The organism is Natronospira proteinivora (assembly GCF_024170465.1).
Taxonomy (GTDB): domain Bacteria; phylum Pseudomonadota; class Gammaproteobacteria; order Natronospirales; family Natronospiraceae; genus Natronospira; species Natronospira proteinivora.
Map to the genome: position 1 here is coordinate 850400 of NZ_JALJYF010000001.1, position 14367 is coordinate 864766.

10 protein-coding genes and 1 riboswitch are annotated in these 14367 nt (G+C 60.5%); all 10 genes read left to right on the forward strand.

Annotation, left to right across the window (positions count from 1 at the left end):
* Nucleotides 1–65 precede the first annotated feature (65 nt).
* Complete coding sequence (locus tag J2T60_RS04035; RefSeq protein WP_253445743.1) at nt 66–2303, forward strand: sensor domain-containing protein; 2238 nt, start codon at nt 66–68, stop codon at nt 2301–2303.
* A gap of 35 nt (nt 2304–2338) precedes the next feature.
* A riboswitch (cobalamin riboswitch) is annotated at nt 2339–2578 on the forward strand.
* A gap of 151 nt (nt 2579–2729) precedes the next feature.
* On the forward strand, nt 2730–4604 hold the full coding sequence (locus tag J2T60_RS04040) for a TonB-dependent receptor domain-containing protein (protein ID WP_253445746.1): 1875 nt from the start codon (nt 2730–2732) through the stop codon (nt 4602–4604).
* A 3-nt stretch (nt 4605–4607) separates the two neighbouring features.
* Entirely contained in the window at nt 4608–8960 is a 4353-nt protein-coding gene (locus J2T60_RS04045) for a cobaltochelatase subunit CobN (protein WP_374728466.1), read from the forward strand.
* Between the two features lie 6 nt (nt 8961–8966).
* A complete protein-coding gene (locus J2T60_RS04050) occupies nt 8967–9407 on the forward strand; it encodes a MotA/TolQ/ExbB proton channel family protein (RefSeq protein WP_253445749.1) in 441 nt (146 codons plus the stop codon).
* Entirely contained in the window at nt 9404–9700 is a 297-nt protein-coding gene (locus J2T60_RS04055) for a hypothetical protein (RefSeq protein WP_253445752.1), read from the forward strand. Before J2T60_RS04050 ends, J2T60_RS04055 begins: the two co-directional genes overlap by 4 nt.
* A 41-nt stretch (nt 9701–9741) precedes the next feature.
* Nucleotides 9742–10605, forward strand: coding sequence for a cobalamin-binding protein (locus J2T60_RS04060; RefSeq protein ID WP_366518275.1), 864 nt, complete (start codon nt 9742–9744; stop codon nt 10603–10605).
* Between the two features lie 25 nt (nt 10606–10630).
* Nucleotides 10631–11611 carry a FecCD family ABC transporter permease gene (locus J2T60_RS04065; RefSeq protein WP_253445754.1) on the forward strand — a complete coding sequence of 327 codons (981 nt, stop codon included), beginning with the start codon at nt 10631–10633 and terminating at the stop codon, nt 11609–11611.
* Between the two features lie 2 nt (nt 11612–11613).
* Nucleotides 11614–12381 carry an ABC transporter ATP-binding protein gene (locus tag J2T60_RS04070; protein WP_253445757.1) on the forward strand — a complete coding sequence of 256 codons (768 nt, stop codon included), beginning with the start codon at nt 11614–11616 and terminating at the stop codon, nt 12379–12381.
* 19 nt (nt 12382–12400) lie between these two features.
* Complete coding sequence (locus tag J2T60_RS04075; RefSeq protein ID WP_253445760.1) at nt 12401–13726, forward strand: cobyrinic acid a,c-diamide synthase CobB; 1326 nt, start codon at nt 12401–12403, stop codon at nt 13724–13726.
* Nucleotides 13727–13741: 15 nt separating this feature from the next.
* On the forward strand, nt 13742–14353 hold the full coding sequence (gene cobO, locus J2T60_RS04080; protein WP_253445763.1) for a cob(I)yrinic acid a,c-diamide adenosyltransferase: 612 nt from the start codon (nt 13742–13744) through the stop codon (nt 14351–14353).
* Nucleotides 14354–14367 lie beyond the last annotated feature (14 nt).

Here is a 14367-nt window from a genome sequence, read left to right on the forward strand (position 1 = left end):
GGTGCGTCCGGGACAGTCTGCTAGGATTAAATGATGGAAGAGAATAGGTGACAAAGCGTGGATCAATGAACCGGCTATCGGATTTCGAGGATGGATTTTACCGGACATTGATTGCCAGTGTTCCGGATGCGGTCTATGTCCACGACATTGATGGTCAGATCCTGGAAGCCAACCAAGCAGCCACTCGCCAGACTGGGTATGAACAGACTGAGTTGTGCCGGATGACGATCATGGACTTGAACCCGTTCAGACGTCCGGATGATATCCAAGAAATGCTTTCCTCCTTGTCGAGGAACTGTTGCGCCAGTCAGGTGTTTCGAACGAGGCACCGCCGGGCGGATGGTGAGGCGATTCCCGTGGAGGTCCATGTAACCCCGGTGCGTCAGGAGGGTCACGTTTTTTTCCTTGCCGTGGTAAGGGATATGAGTGATCGGGAACGTCTGGAAATGGACCTTCAGGATAAGGTGGAATTTGATCAATTATTGCTTGATATCTCTTCCCGACTAGTCAATATCGACCCTGAGGATATTGATCAGGTCATTCATCAGCTTTTGGCCGATATTGGGGCCTTTTTCCAGGCCGGCCGCAGTTATGTATTCACCATCGATCATGACGCAAAGACCTTCAGCAATACTCATGAATGGTCGGATGACGGCGTGGCACCGGAGATAGACCATCTGCAGCGGCTGCCCTTTGATGCCTTCCCATGGCTGATGAAAAACATCCTGAACCGGCAGGTCGCCCATGCGCCGAATATCCTTGACCTCCCAGATGAAGTGGCTCATGAGAGGGAGGAATATCGTCGACAGCGGATTCGGTCCCTGATCATCGCCCCCATTGTTCGTGGAGATATGGTAACCGGGTTGTTTGGCTTGGATACCGTTCGGGACAAACGTTACTGGAATGAGGATATTCGCAACAATCTCCGCTTATTGGGTCAGCTGCTAGCCAACGCCATGGATGCTGCAGGCCTGGGTCGTCAGCTCAAACACCTGGCCTACCATGATTCCTTGACGCAGCTTCCCAATCGACAGCTTCTGAAAGACCGGATTGAGCAGGGCATTAGCCGTTGTCAGCGGGAATCCTTGAGGCTAGCTGTTATGTTGCTGGATCTGGATGACTTTAAATTGGTTAACGACACCTTGAGCCATAGTGCAGGGGATGAACTTTTATGCCAGGTGGCCAAGCGTTTGACGGAGATCCTGAGGGATACGGATACGGTTGCTCGCCTGGGTGGCGATGAGTTTGTCCTGGTAACCCAGGTTCGTGATGCAGATGAAGCAGCGGAATTGGCCAAAAGAGCCCTGGATAATGTAAGCCGACCGATTCGCCTCCAGGGACAAAGGATTGTAACTCACCCTAGCATCGGGATTTCCCTTTTTCCTGATGATGATCACAATCACGACACCTTGATGCGCAACGCAGACCTGGCTATGTACGCTGCCAAGGCTGCTGGAAAGAACCGTTTTGCTTTCTATGATCAAAGCATGACGGATCATGCGCGTAATATGCTTCATCTGCGTCATGAGCTCGTTCAGGGCATACAAGAGGGGCAATTGCTACTGCATTTTCAACCCCGGGTGGATCTAAGAAGTCGTCGTGTATGCGGAATGGAAGCGCTGGTTCGTTGGCAACATCCTGAGCGGGGATTGTTGATGCCGGGGATGTTTCTGCCACTGGCGGAACGGTCCGATTTGATCTGCCTGATTGATCATTGGGTATTGGAAACAGCCAGAAAGGAAATGCTGCCCCTGGCCGAATTCATGGGTTCGATTCGGATTGCTGTTAATCTGTCGGCCAGGGATTTGTATGATTCAGAGCATCTTGATCATCTGCTTTCAATTTTAAAACAGAATTTCAGCCATGGTGGTGTACTCCTGGAACTTGAGATTACGGAATCCACTCTGATGCAGGATGTTGATGCGGCCATTGCCCAGCTGCATCGGATAAAGCAGGTGATCCCCGGTGTTCGAATTGCCATTGATGATTTTGGGAGTGGCTACTCATCGCTGAATTATCTGCGACGTTTGCCCATCGATATTCTCAAGATTGATCAGTCATTTATTAGAGACCTGGGCGGGGAGAACCCCAGTGCCGAGGCTATTATCCGCTCCATTATTGAGTTGGCGCGGAACCTGGGCATGCGGGTAGTGGCAGAGGGGATCGAAACAGAGAGCGAAGCTCTTCTGGTTCAGGGGCTGGGCTGTGACGAAGCCCAGGGTTATTTCTATTCCCAGCCCGTGCCTATGGACGAATTGATTGGGCGATTAGATAGAAATCTGACCTTGTCCCAGGCTATATAGCAAGGCTCTATTTGACCTGATTCCCAGGTCCTGTTACTTTTTGCGCCGCATCAGGTGTCCCCAGGACCCATCCGGGTCGGGGATTAAACGGGAAGTCGGTGATCCAGTCCGACGCTGCCCCCGCAACGGTGATTGAGCGAGTCGCCTCCACAAGCGACTCAGGGCGACCACCCCTAGCCACTGTGCCAACGAGCATGGGAAGGCGGTCGTCTCGGCCTGTCCTGACGGACATGCCACTCATCAGCCCGTAGACCGGCCTGTTGCAGGAGGAGGCATCAAGCCCCTCCAGCCGCGCGTTGCGGAGGGCGACGTCGGGCTGGTCAAAGCGTACCGCTTATAGTCCCTGACTGCCCGAACACTCCCTTTCCGCATGCACATTTCTCATGCCAGATCCGTGCGGTGGGCACGGCAAAGGGAACAATCGATATGAAGCTTTTCCATTTTTCGGTGCTGTGTGCAGCGCCCGTCTATCTTGTGACTGCGGTTTCACTTCATGCAGGTCAGGCGCAATCCGCCCCCCAGGAACTGGATGAATTGGCCTACCTGGATGCCGAAGGCATGGTGGCCGGGGAGGCTTGGCTAAACCCGGTGGTGGTTACCGCGACCCAGACCCAACGTTCTGCGGAAGAGAGTCTTTCTTCTATTTCGGCCATCGACCAAGACAGCATTCGCCGTCAGGAGCCTCGGGAGTTCGGGGAACTGCTCAGAGCGCGCCCCGGAATTGATGTTATATCCAATGGCGCCTTTGGGAAGGCGACGAGCCTCTTTATTCGGGGTACCAGCAGTGATCAGAGCTTGTTGTTGGTGGATGGAATTCGTATGGGGTCGGCAACCACCGGCGGGGCTTCATGGCAATTTTTGCCCACCACAATGATTGACCGTGTGGAAGTGGTACGTGGTCCGCGAAGCAGTGTATACGGAGCGGATGCCATTGGGGGCGTGGTGCAGGTATTCACACCCCAGGGCAGTGATGAAACCGAACAGTGGTTCAATCTTGGAACAGGCTCCTTTGGAAGCCATGAATATGGCCTGGGCGCCCAGGGCGGAGGGGAAACCACCCGGTTCAGTGTGGGTGCAAGCCATTCCCATACCGACGGTATTGCACTGCAAGAAGGGGGAGAACGCCGTGGTTACTACAATACCTCTGCCATGGCTCGGGTTACCCAGGAGCTGGGGGCCATGGCAAACCTGGGGTTCACCGGACTTCGCTCTCAAGGTCGTACCGAGTTCCTGGATGGCAAAACAGACTTTGTCCATCAGGCGGCCGGCACCAGTTTGGAAATGGCGCCCAACCCCTTCTGGGATGTGGAGCTGAGCCTGAGCGAAAGCCGGGACGAAGCGGATAACTATGACGACGGCGCCGATGAGCCCACGCGCTTTGATACCCGCCGCCAGATGGTGGCCTGGCAAAACCGGATTCATACCGGCAACCACGAGTGGGTGCTGGGGGTGGATTATCGAGACGACAAGATCGAATCCACCACCGACTACGCAGAGGATAGCCGGGATAACATCGCCGTCTTTGCCCAGGCATTGCTTGATTTCAACCCGGTGAGCTTGGAAGTCGGACTTCGTCATGATGACAACGAAAGCTATGGTACTGCCACCACCGGCAGTTTTGGGGTGGGCTATCGCCTGAATGACCATCACCGCTTACGCATGACCTGGGGCGAGGGTTTTAAAGCACCCAGTTTCAATGATCTTTATTTTCCCGGGTTTGGTAACCCGGAGCTGGGTCCGGAAGAATCCGAAAGTGTGGAGATTGGTATATCGGGTCACTATGAACGTTGGTTCTGGGACGGGGTCGCCTATCGCACCCGGGTGGATAACTTGATCGAGTCGGTTTTGGTGGATGGTGTATTTTTGCCCGAAAACGTGGCTGAGGCCCGGATGGAAGGTCTGGAGATTTCTGCGGGCCTGGATCTGGACGACTGGGTTATCTACGGCAGCTGGAGTTATCTCGACCCCGAGAATCGTGAAAGCGGAAATCGGCTTCGCCGCCGGGCCAAGCAAAGCTTCCGCCTGGAGGTGGATCGTGAGATTGGCGACTGGTCGTTGGGTGGCACGGTGGTGGCCCAGGGGCACCGCTTCAACGATGCCGAGGGGGAAGAACGCCTGGCCGGCTTTGGGCTGCTGAATCTGCGCGTGGGTTGGACCCTGTCCGAGAACTGGCGCACACGCCTGACGGTGAATAACGCCCTGGACAAGGACTATGTCACGGCTCGGGACAGTTTCAACGATTTCGACTATCAACAACCGGGGCGGAACGTCTTTCTGAGCCTGCGCTACGGAGACCGCTAAGTCATGCGTGCCATGATCTTTGCGGTGTTCGTCCTGCTCTTGCTGGGCGGCTACCAGCCCGCATGGGGTAAGACGGTGGTGGGTGTGGTGTCGGAACGCTCGGCCGCCGAAGTGGCGGCCGGGGCCCACCGCTTTCTGGAGGAGGTCCCTGAGAGCCGGATACAGTTGCGGACGCCGGAGCAGATTGCGGAGATGGCGGATTCCGAGGTCCGCGATTTCCTGGGCCAGGGCGATGCCATTTTCCTGGCGGCCGTGTTCGGCGATCAGGTCTCGCGACTGCAGCGCCTGGTCCAGGAAGGCCCAGTGGCCGATGGCAAGCCGATCCTGGCCATCAACAGTGATCGGCGAATCACTCGACTCTCTCGCCTTGGGGGAGAGGCAGTTCTTGATGAGCTGGACGCCGATGAGCTGTCTCGCCTGACTGCCAATCCGGCACCAGGCGAGGACCCGGAAGCCCATCTGGCCGAGCAGCGCCAAACCTTCTCCCGGCAATCGGAATGGTTGAAGGGGCGGGCCTTCTATATGGGACGGAGTCCGGAGCATATGTCGGGTTTGATGGCCTGGCTCTTGTCCCAGGCCGGGCATTCCCTGGATGTGCCCGAACCTTCCCCTCGGGAAGCCGTTCGTTACTATCGCGACGGTGAATCCTTCTCGAACCCGGAGAAATTGGATCTGGATGAGGGCCCGGCCGTTGTCTTGCTGGACCTGGACCGGGGCGATCGCCCCGGTGACCGGGCCTTGCTGGATAACAGCTGTGAGGCGGTGGAAGCCCGGGGCATGCAGTGTTTTGCCGTTCTTGCCCGTTGGGGTGGGGGTAGCCGTGAAGCCGTGGAGACCCTGACCGAACGCATGGCGTCGGCGGAGCTGACGGCGGTGGTGAGCCTTCAATTCTTTGCCGTTGGCGGTGGGGAAGGGCGTCAGGCCGTCACCGAGGCCTTCGAAAACCTGGATGTCCCTGTCATCAAGGGGATTCGCCTTGCCGGCAGTAGCGAGGAAGAATGGCGCCTGTCGCTGGATGGTATTCCCCAGGACCAGGTCTATTTCCGCGTGGCCATGCCGGAGTTGCAGGGCATCAGTCAGCCGCAAGTACTGGCCGTCGCCGAGCCGCCACAAGTGGATCCGCAGACCGGAATCCACTATGTGCTGACCCAACCATTGACTGAACAGGTGGCGGGGCTGGCGGATCGCCTTAAGCGTTGGCAACGGCTACGGGCAATGGATAACAGCGAAAAGCGGGTGGCCATGGTTTACTACAACCACCCGCCCGGTCGTCATAACATCGGTGCCGATAAGCTGGATGTGCCCGAGTCGCTGATGGAATTGCTGCGGCTGATGAAGGCCGCCGGCTACGATACCGGCCCCTTGCCCGAAGATGCCGAAGCCCTGCTGGACAAGATCCAGGACCGGGGTATCAATGCCACCGACGATGGTGAGCAACTGGCTCGAATGCATGGCCAGGTGGCCAGTCTTTCCGCCTCGGATTACCAACAATACTTTGAAACCCTGCCCGAGGTGATTCAGGGCGAGTTGCAGCATGGGCCCTTGGGCTATCTCCATGCCCGTTTGGAAGCTGCCTATTCAGAAGCTGAACATGAGCACGGTCGGCGCTTGCTGGAGCGGACCCTGGCGGATTTGCGCCACCTGGTCGAGAACCACCAGCATGAGGCCCAGGAAAGGGCATTGTCCTTGCTCGACCAGTATGAAGCCGCCTGGTCGGAGCGCTTGGCTGGCCGGCAAGCCGATCAGGACCCGGAGTCCATTCGCGATGCCCTAGTGCGTACGGGTATGCCGGGTCTGTCCGGTTGGGGTGCGCCACCGGGCGAGGCCATGGTGCATGAAGGGGAAATGCTTTTCCCGGGCATTCGCTTTGGCAATGTCTTCATCGGTCCGCAACCACCGCGGGGCTGGGAGATTCGCGAGTCCCTGCTGCACGCCAATACCAGCTTCCCGCCCACCCACCAGTATGTGGGGTTTTACCACTGGATCAGGGATCATTTCGAAGCGGATGCTCTGGCTTATATCGGCCGGCATTCCACCCGTGAGTTCCTGCCCCGACGGCGGGTGGGGTTGGGCGATGATGACTATCCGGCTCTGCTGGGTGGGGATTTGCCGGTGATCTATCCCTACATCGTGGATGGGGTCGGCGAAGGTATCCAGGCCAAGCGCCGGGCCATGGCGGTGATCGTCAGTCACCTGACCCCACCGTTGGCCACCACTGAACTGTATGACGAGTTGCTGGAGTTACGGCAACTGGTGGAAACCTACGAATCGGCGACGGACCCGGACAGCCCCACCCGCCGCCGGGCGGCCGAGACCCTGCGGGATCGCATCGAAGCCCTGGAACTGACCGATGTCATTGAACGGGAAATCGCCGACGACTTGGGTGTGACCGTCAGCGAAGTGTCTCTGGAAGAGGTCTCCGAATCCCTCCTGGTCCATGAAGCCGGCCATTACGTCACCCACATGCAGGAGCATTTCATGCCCCTGGGCCTGCATGTCTTCGGTCGGGATTGGGATGAAGAGGCCCTTGAAACCATGCTCAAGTCCATGGCCGGGGACGGGGAAGTGGACGCCGAAGCCGAGCAGGCATTGCGGGATTCGCCGGCGGCTGAAGCGGCCCATTTCCTGGGCGCCTTGTCGGGCCGTTTTGTACCGCCGGGGCAGGGCAATGATCCCATCCGCACGCCCCAGGCCTTGCCCACGGGGACCAATTTCCATGCCCTGTCCAGTGATTTGATCCCCACCCGGATCGCCTGGCGCTTGGGCCAGGAGCTGGCCGCCGAGGCCCGGGATCGGGGCGCGCCGGAGGCCGATGGCAGCGAGGCTTTGGTACTCTGGGCCTCCGATACCGTCCGTGATGAAGGCGCCATGGTGGCCTTCGGCCTGGACATGATGGGGCTGACGCCGGAGTGGAATTCCCGCGGCATCGTCAGTGGCGTCGCCCGGCAGGACCTTGAGACGCTGGACCGCCCCCGCCAGGATGTGCTGTTCACCACCTCCGGTCTGTTCCGTGATCTTTATGCCGACCAGCTGGTGTTGCTGGACCAGGCGGTCAAGGTGGCCCTGGATGGGGCCTATGAAACCATCCAAGCCGAGTACCCGGCCTTGCAAACCGCTCTGGACGCCAGTCTCGAGGAACTCCCGGAGTCCATGCGGGACCCCGGCAGCGAAAGCCTGGCGATGAATCGGGTGGCTGCCCAATGGGTAGAGGATACCCGGGGGCTGATTGCCCAGGGCATGAACGCAGACAAGGCCGGTCGCCAGGCCAGCCTGCGTATCTTTGGGACAGCCCCCGGTGCCTACGGGGCCGGTATCACCCGCCTGACTGAACGTTCCAGTGCCTGGGAGGATCGGGACCAGTTGGCCGAGGCCTATGTCCGCCGCATGGGGCATGCCTACGGCATGGTGGCACAAGGGGAGCCAGCCCATGCGGCCTTCGATCAGCGACTCTCCACCGTGGGCCGAACCTATCTGGGCCGAGCCAGCCATATCTATGCCTTGCTGGATCGGGATGATGCCTTTGATTTCCAGGGCGGACTATCCCTGGCCGTGGAAAAGGCCCGGGGAGAGGCCCCCGCCAATCGGGTTCTGATGCATGCGGACCCGGACAATCCCTATGTGGATAGCCTGGAAAGGGCGCTTTTGACTGAGTTACGGGCCCGAAATCTCAATCCTCAATGGTTGCAACCGCTGATGGACCACGGCTACGCCGGGGCGAGAACCATGGGCCGGGATTTCCTGGATAACCTTTGGGGTTGGCAGGTAACCGCCCCGGAGGTGATTGATTCCTGGGTCTGGGACGAAGTCCATGCGGTCTATCTGGAGGATCGCCATGGCCTGGGTCTGGATGAATTCCTGGCCCAGGATCATAACGTCCATGTGAAGACCCATATGCAGTCAGTGATGCTGGTGGCCGCCCATCGGGGCTACTGGGAAGCAGACGCCCAGGTGCTGGCCGATCTGCAGGAAGACTTTGCCGCCCTGGTAGCCGAACATGGCCTGCCGGGCAGCGGTCATTCCCGGCCGGATCACCCCACCATGGACTGGGTGGCCGATCAGATCGACCCCGAGCTGCGCGAGGCTTTTGAAGCACGGCTTGATGCGGCCCGCATGGAGCAGGCCGAGGCGGAAACGGACCCAGCCCGGGTGATGGAGATCGCACCGCGACTGGATGAGGCGAGCGAAGACATCGAGGCCAGCGATCAGGATTCGGCCGAGCGCGATGAAGGCGCGCAATCCGAGCAGGATGAAGGCCAGGAAGAGGGGCCGGCACAGAGCCTCTATCTCTGGGCTATTGTGGCGGTGGCCCTTCTGCTCTTGATCGGTGGCATTCTGACCGGTCGCCGGGGGAGGTAGCACGACATGATCTCGATCAGTCTGGACTTGATGAGTACGGTGGTGAACGGGCTGTTGTTCCCGGTGGTCATCACCTTGTTGGCGCTGGTCCTTTTGACCCTCTGGGAAAGCGGACTGGCGATCGGCGAGCGCAGCGGTGGCCTGGCCCGGATTGAAAAGGACGGTTGCCTGGAGACCATGGCGGCCCGGGCCCGGCGCCGAATCGATCGAGCCGACTTGCTGGCCCGTATCGGACCCATGCTGGGCCTGATGGGCACTCTGATTCCCCTGGGGCCGGGGCTTGCCGCCCTCAGCCGGGGGGATCTGGAAGTGTTGGCGGAGGCGGTGACTGTGGCCTTCAACACCACCGTTCTGGGTCTATTGATCGGCATCCTGGGTTTTGTCATCGGCCGTCTGCGCCGTCGCTGGTATGACGCCGCCATGGGTCGGTTGGAGGCTCGGTCATGAGCACCCCGGCTTACCGTCAAAGCCGCTTTGATACCGACGACGGAGATCCCATGGGGCCGCTGGCCAATCTGGCGGACATCATGCTGGTATTTGCAGTGGGATTGATGGTGGCCCTCGCCGCGGCACAGGGTGGGCTGGAGGACAGCCACGGCGGTGTGGAAGTGGAAGCCGGCCAGGAGCTGCCGGATGTGCCCCAGGGTGTGGGGGAGGCCGGCAGTGGTTATGAATCCATGGGCCGTGTTTATCGTGATCCCGAGACGGGTGAAATGGTACTGATTGGAGGCGATGACTGATGAAGCGCTACTCTCAAGGCTCTGTATGGAGAGTCGTCCTGTTGTCGCTATGCTTGCTGGCAAGCGCAAACCTGTTCGCCGAATCCGAGCGCTGCGTGGTGGACGACATGGAACGGCTGGTCTGCCTTGACAGACCAGCGGAATCAATTGTGACCCTGTCTCCCGGTATGGCGGAGTTGATGTTTGAAGCGGGCGGCGGGGATGCCATTGTCGGGACCACCTCCTTTAGTGATTACCCGGAGGCGGCCGAGGATATCCCCCGGATCGGGAGCTTCAAGCGGCTTGATCTGGAGGCGGTCCTGGCCCGTGAACCGGACCTGATCGTTGCCTGGATCACGGGTAATCCCACCGAGCAGGTACTCAAGCTGGAAGAGATGGGCCTTCCGGTCTATTGGGGCGAGCAGCGCGACTTTGATGATGTGGCGGCTACCCTGCGCCGTTTCGGGGTCTTGGCCGGTAGCGAGAACATTGCCAATGCGCGGGCGGATGAATTTGAGTCCCAATTAGAGGCCCTGAGGGACCGTTACCGTGATGCCGACCCGGTTGAGGTATTCTATCAGATATGGGATGACCCCATCATGACCATCAACGGGGAGCATCTGATCAGTCGCGCTATTGGCGTCTGCAGTGGCCGGACCCTGTTTTCGGATCTGGAAAGACTCACCCCGCGTCTGGACACCGAGTCCATTCTGGCGGCAGACCCGGAAACCATCATCGCCGGTGGCATGGGGGAGAACGATCCCAGCTGGCTGGAATACTGGGAACAGTATGAAAACATGACGGCTGTGCGACGGGATCAGCTCTATTTTGTGCCCCCCTCAACCTTGCAGCGGCCAACACCCAGAATTCTGGATGGGATAAAACAGGTCTGTCATCATCTGGACGAAGTTCGTGAGCGCCGTTGATCCCACCACAGCGCGAGGACGTGTCATGAGGCCGGCCCTGCCGCGGCTTTGGCCGCCCCTCTTGCTCTTGTCCTTAGTTGGCGTGGTGTCATTGTGCCTGGCGGTGGCCATCGGCAGTGTCTCGATTGCCCCCATGGACCTGTTGGCGGTGTTGGGCGGCGAGGGCAGCCAGTTGCACCGCACCCTGATTTTCGATCTGCGCCTGCCTCGGGCTTTGGCGGCCTTTGCCGTGGGCGGTTTGCTGGGCGTTGCCGGTGCCCTGATGCAGGTCCTGCTGAGGAACCCCCTGGCCGATCCCTATGTACTCGGACTTTCAGGCGGTGCGGCGGTGGGGGCCCTGTCCGCCATGTTGCTGGGGGCGGGCGTGGCCTGGGTCTCCGGCTCGGCTTTCGTCGGCGCCCTGATTTCCATGGTGCTGGTCTTCGGCCTGGCCCATGGAACGGGCAGCTGGACCCCGACCCGTCTCTTGTTGACTGGTGTGGTGGTTGCAGCCGGTTGGGGCGCGGTCATTACCTTCATGTTGGCGATCAGTCCGGCTGAGCGAATTCCCGGGATGCTTTACTGGTTGATGGGGGATTTGGCCTATGCCAGAGGACCCGGGCCCGCCACGACCGCCCTGATCCTGGTCTGCTTGCTGACCATTCCCCTGGGGCGCAGCTTGAATGTACTGGCCAAGGGGCCGTTGCAGGCGGCTGCGCTGGGCGTCTCGGTCCGGCCCTTGACCTGGTCGGTGTATATCGTGGCCAGCCTGATTACCGCGGTGGCGGTGACCACTGCCGGCAGCATCGGCTTTGTGGGGCTGGTGGTCCCGCATATGCTCCGGCTCATACTGGGCAATGATCAGCGCCTGATCCTGCCGGCCTCGGCATTGGGCGGCGGTATCCTGCTGACCCTGGCGGATACCCTGGCCCGGACCATGCTGGCCCCGGAGCAACTCCCGGTGGGGGTGATTACCGCCATGCTCGGCGTGCCCACTTTCCTCTATTTGCTCTACAGAAGCCGCTGATCATGGCTGTGCTCAGTACCGACAAATTGCAGATCGATATTCCGGGGCGGGCCGATGGCTCACCGCTGGATATCAGCATTCAGCCGGGGGAACTCTGGGGCGTGCTGGGACCCAATGGGGCCGGCAAGACCACCTTGCTGCACACCCTGGCCGGTCTCAGGGCGCCCCGTCATGGGGGCGTGAGCCTGGACGGGACCGACCTTCGCCGGCTCAATCGTCGCCAGGTGGCCCGTACCCTGGCCGTGGTCTTTCAGGATCATCAGGACAGTTTCCCCGCCACCGTGCTGGAAACGGCCCTGGTAGGCCGCCATCCCCATCTGTCGCCCTGGGACCTGGACACGGCGGAAGATATGAATATCGCCCTGGATGCTCTGGCACGCCTGGAGTTATCGGGGATGGAATCCCGGGTGATCAGCACCTTGTCCGGTGGCGAGCGCCAGCGCCTGGCGATTACCACGGCCCTGACCCAGCAGCCGGCCATCTGGCTGGCCGATGAGCCCACCAACCACCTGGACTTGCATCACCAGGTGGCCATCATGCGTTTGCTCCGGGACCAGGCCCACTCCGGCCAGGCGGTCTTCATGTGCCTGCATGATCTGAATATCGCCGCGCGCTGGTGCGATCGGTTACTGCTTCTACAGCCGGACGGCCAGGCCTGCTGGGGCCGGGCTGAGGAGATGCTGGTGCCGGACGCCCTGGAGCGTTTGTACGGTCAGCGCCTACAGGTGGGGACTATTAACGGGGCGCGGGTGTTCGTGCCGGTGGAATAGCGAGGAGAACGTGGGATCCATGAGTGATTCAGGAGAGACCATTCAGGCACGGGTAGCGGCCGCCATGATTACTGCCCCCGGCTCCGGCCAGGGCAAGTCCATGGTGACCGCGACCCTGGCCCGGCTGCACCGCAATGCCGGGCGCCGGGTGCGGGTCTTCAAGCACGGGCCGGACTATCTGGACCCGATGGTGCTGGAAAAGGCCTCGGGGGCACCCGTCTACCAGCTGCATCCCTGGATGACCGGGGAGGCAGAATGTGCCTGGCGCTTGGCCGATGCGGCTTCGGAGGCGGACCTGGTTCTGGTGGAGGGCTCCATGGGCCTGTTTGACGGCAATCCCTCCAGCGCCGATCTCGCCGTACTGGGTGGCTTGCCGGCCCTGCCGGTGATCGATGCGGCCGGCATGGCCCAGACCTTCGGCGCGGTAGCCCTGGGCCTGGCCCGCTACCGCGAGGATGTCCCGGTCCATGAGGTGATCGCCAACCGGATCGGCAGCCCCGGCCATGGCCGCATGCTGGCCGAAAGCCTGCCCGAGGGGATTCGGTTGCTGGGTGCGGTGCCTCGTCACGAGGCCATGAATATTCCCGATCGTCATCTGGGCATCGTTCAGGCCCAGGAGATCCAGAATCTGGATGAGCAGCTGGATGCCGCCGCCGAGGTATTGCAGGCCGCCGGGCTTGATCAACTGCCCAAAGAAATCCAGTTGAGCGCTCGGCGCCCGGCGCCACCGCCCCGCCTGCTGGAAGGGTGCCGCATTGCCATTGCCCGGGACCGGGCCTTTGCCTTCATCTACCGGGCCAATACCGAACTGCTGGAGGCCATGGGGGCCAGCCTGGATTATTTCTCTCCCCTGGCCAATGAAACCGTGCCCGAGGCCGATGCCATCTGGTTGCCGGGCGGCTATCCCGAGCTCCATGCCGCCAAATTGGCCGGGCAGTCGGCCTTTCGCGACTGGCTGCAGGCCCATCATCAAGCAGATCGCCCCATACTGGCGGAATGCGGCGGCATGATGGCCTGCATGGAAGCGCTGGTGGATGGCGACGGCGAGCGCCATGCCATGGCCGGTCTGCTCCCCGGGGAAAGCATCATGGTGGGGCGGCTCATGGGGCTGGGGATTCAGTCCCTGGAGACAGCGGCCGGCAGCTTGCGGGGGCATACCTTCCACCATTCCCGGCTGGAGACCCCATTAGAGCCCCTGGCCCATACTCGCCGGCAACGGTTTGATAGCGCCGGTGAAGCGGTCTATTCCGACAAATCCCTACTGGCCAGCTATTTCCACAGTTACTTCCCGTCCAGCCCGGCGGCTGCGGCCGCCCTGTTTCGACGGGATGAGCCCCTTTTCTGACAGGAGCCGAATCCCATGCGAGAAAACGCCAAACATCCCGAACGCCATGCCGAACGGATGCGCAAAAAGCAGGCCGTGATGCGAGAGCGCATCGAACGGGCCGACAAGGACCAGGGGGTCCTGTTGGTGCTCACCGGGCCCGGTAAAGGCAAGAGCAGCTCCGGTTTCGGCATGCTGGCCCGCAGCCTGGGCCACGGCTACAAGGTGGGGGTGGTTCAGTTCATCAAGGGCAAGTTCGTCACCGGCGAGGATCGCTTTTTTCGTGACCATCCCCAGGTGGATTACCACGTGATGGGGCAGGGCTACACCTGGGACACCCAGGACCGGGAACGGGACGTGGCAGCCGCCGAGGCGGCCTGGGTGGAGGCCCGGCGCATGCTCAATGATGACAGCTACCACCTGGTGCTCCTGGATGAATTGAATATCGTCCTTCGCAATGAATACCTGGACCTGGACACCGTACTGGATGACCTGATGAACCGTCCCGCCATGCAGCATGTGGTGGTCACCGGTCGCAATGCCAAACAGCCGCTTATCGATATCGCCGATACCGTGACCGAAATGCAGGTGGTCAAGCACGCCTTCAAGGACGCCGGCATCCGGGCCCAAAAAGGGGTCGAGCTTTAATGCAGGCAAGCCAG

Coding starts and splice junctions, on each gene's coding strand:
- J2T60_RS04035 (WP_253445743.1), top strand. CDS start 66: ATGAACCGGCTATCGGATTTCGAGGATGGATTTTACCGGACATTGATT.
- J2T60_RS04040 (WP_253445746.1), top strand. CDS start 2,730: ATGAAGCTTTTCCATTTTTCGGTGCTGTGTGCAGCGCCCGTCTATCTT.
- J2T60_RS04045 (WP_374728466.1), top strand. CDS start 4,608: ATGCGTGCCATGATCTTTGCGGTGTTCGTCCTGCTCTTGCTGGGCGGC.
- J2T60_RS04050 (WP_253445749.1), top strand. CDS start 8,967: ATGATCTCGATCAGTCTGGACTTGATGAGTACGGTGGTGAACGGGCTG.
- J2T60_RS04055 (WP_253445752.1), top strand. CDS start 9,404: ATGAGCACCCCGGCTTACCGTCAAAGCCGCTTTGATACCGACGACGGA.
- J2T60_RS04065 (WP_253445754.1), top strand. CDS start 10,631: ATGAGGCCGGCCCTGCCGCGGCTTTGGCCGCCCCTCTTGCTCTTGTCC.
- J2T60_RS04070 (WP_253445757.1), top strand. CDS start 11,614: ATGGCTGTGCTCAGTACCGACAAATTGCAGATCGATATTCCGGGGCGG.
- J2T60_RS04075 (WP_253445760.1), top strand. CDS start 12,401: ATGAGTGATTCAGGAGAGACCATTCAGGCACGGGTAGCGGCCGCCATG.
- cobO (WP_253445763.1), top strand. CDS start 13,742: ATGCGAGAAAACGCCAAACATCCCGAACGCCATGCCGAACGGATGCGC.